The organism is Mycobacterium sp., from assembly GCF_035653355.1.
Classification (GTDB): domain Bacteria; phylum Actinomycetota; class Actinomycetes; order Mycobacteriales; family Mycobacteriaceae; genus Mycobacterium.
Window position 1 is genome coordinate 1 of the sequence record NZ_DASRBZ010000159.1, and the last position, 2150, is coordinate 2150.

Genomic DNA, 2150 nt, shown 5'->3' on the forward strand with positions numbered 1-2150 from the left:
GTTGCACCGCGGGTGTCGAATCGCCGTGTGGCAGTGGAGGTTCAGCAATGTAGGGGTATTCGTTGACCCCGGTGACGGCGGTGCGGCGGTGCGCAATGTCGTCGGCGCGGCGCGCGGCGAGTTCGGCGATCTGGTCGATCAAGTAGTCACGGGCGTCGACGAACCCGCCGCGGGCTTCGATGTCTTGGAAATGCTTCCATGCTTGCTGCGCCAGTTGTTCCGTGAGGTCCTCGACATACCACGATCCGCCCGCCGGGTCGAGGACCCGTCCGATGTGCGACTCCTCGAGCAGCAGCAGCTGTGTGTTGCGGGCGATCCGGCGCGAGAAGCTTTTCGGTGTGCCCGGGTAGCCGCCGGGAATCGCGACGTCGAACGGCAACACCCGCACGGTGTCGGCACCGCCGACGCCCGCGCCGAAGGCAGCGACTGTGGTGCGCAGCATGTTCGCCCACGGATCACGCTGGGTCATCATCGGCAGTGAAGTCTCCGCGTGCAGGACGGCCGCTCCGCTGTGGGGTTCGCCCCCTACTTCGGCCACCCGCGCCCACAGCTGTCGCGCCGCGCGCATCTTCGCGATCGTCATGAACTGGTCGTCGTCGGCGGCGAGTCGAAAACTGATCTGCTGCAGTGCGTTTGCGACGGATATTCCGGACTCGCCGAGCATCCGAAGATAGGCCACCGCGGCGGCGATACTGCCGGCGAGCTCCCACGCGGTGCTGGCGCCGCGATTGTGGAGGGCCGCGCCGTCGACGGTGATGGCGCGCACGCCCGGAGCCCCGGCGACTCGTGATGCGACCGCCACCACTTCCTCGAGCGACGGGGCCGCACGATCGGTCAACGGCGCAGTCAGCGGGTCGGCGCCGAGATCGACAGACAGCATCGCCCGCTTGTCGGCGTCCACCTCGGCCACCAAGGCCAGCATGGTGTAAGCGGCGGTCGGATAGTCGGCGCCGGCATCGAGAATGATCGGTACTAGCTCTAAGTGCACACCGGCCAGCAGCCGGTCGAGCTGGGCCGGCGCCACACCGGATTCGCCGATCCGCAGCACCAGCGCGCTGACCCCGTCGTTCAGTGCGGCCAGTAGTCCCGCGTTGTCCTCGCTGCCATTGCTGGGGAACGCTTCGGCGACTTTCCAGCCGGCGTTGACGTCGCGGTGCGGGTTGGCGCCGCGCACGAAGGGGAATTCGCCGGGGAGCGGCCGCTCCGGCCGCGCGTCCAACGCGGTGTAGAGCGCCCGGACCGGAAACCCTTCGTACGTCGGCGTATCTAGCAGCCGCTCGGGTTCGTCGCCGAGTTCGTGGGCGCTGCGCCGGGTGCTCTTCGCCAGCACCTCCGCGACAGCCGTGCGCCACCGGGCACGTGCCTGCGCCAGCTCGGCGGGCTCGGACGACGCATCGACGGACACCGGCGGCTCCTGTTGTCGCAGAGTCTGGTTTGCCCGGCGCCTGCACAGGCCGTTCCCGGCCCCGCATCGTCGCCGGGCTCGCCACTTGACACCCAGGCTAATTGATCGCGATCGGCGGTTAGGAGCCGAGGTGTGGCGGACGCTGGCGAATCGCCGGACACCGGAAACGAACTGTCTACCGACCAGCCGTAGCCTTAGGGACCGTGCCGGTTCCCACCACCAGCAAGATCGCCGACACCTTTCGTGGCGTCGCTTCCGCGGTGGTCGCAACGGCCCGTCAGGTGCCCCGGCGGCGCATCACCCTGACGGCGTTGACGATTGCGGTGCTGGTCGCGGTGGCGTTGCTAATCCCGCTTCCGACCGCGGTGCAATTGCGGGACTGGGCCGAATCGGTGGGGCCCTGGTTTCCGCTCGCTTTCATGGGCGCGCACATCGTCGTCACGGTGTTGCCGTTTCCGCGCACCGCGTTCACGCTGGCCGCCGGCCTGCTGTTCGGGCCAGCGCTCGGTGTGGTGCTGGCGGTACTGGCCAGCACGGCCAGTGCGGTGATCGCGCTGGTGCTGGTTCGGGTGGCGGGGTGGCAGCTGAGCCGTCTCGTGCGGCATCGAGCGGTCGATAGCGTCGACGAGCGGCTGCGTGACCGCGGCTGGCCGACGATCCTTTCATTGCGGCTGATTCCCGCCGTGCCGTTCTCGGTGCTCAACTATGCCGCCGGTGCGTCGGCTGTGCGCGTGTTGCCGTACAC

At 68.7% G+C, this 2150-nt stretch carries 2 protein-coding genes; one reads left to right on the forward strand and one right to left on the reverse strand.

All coding sequences use genetic code 11. The annotated features are described in order from the left end of the window. Nucleotides 1-1405: methylmalonyl-CoA mutase family protein (locus VFA16_RS05260; protein WP_324966801.1), on the reverse strand; the 1405-nt coding region annotated here is incomplete at its 3' end. A gap of 203 nt (nucleotides 1406-1608) precedes the next feature. Between VFA16_RS05260 and VFA16_RS05265 the strand changes: the two genes are divergently transcribed. Further along, nucleotides 1609-2150, forward strand: a 542-nt coding sequence (locus tag VFA16_RS05265; RefSeq protein ID WP_324966802.1) for a TVP38/TMEM64 family protein, incomplete at its 3' end; no start/stop codon positions are given.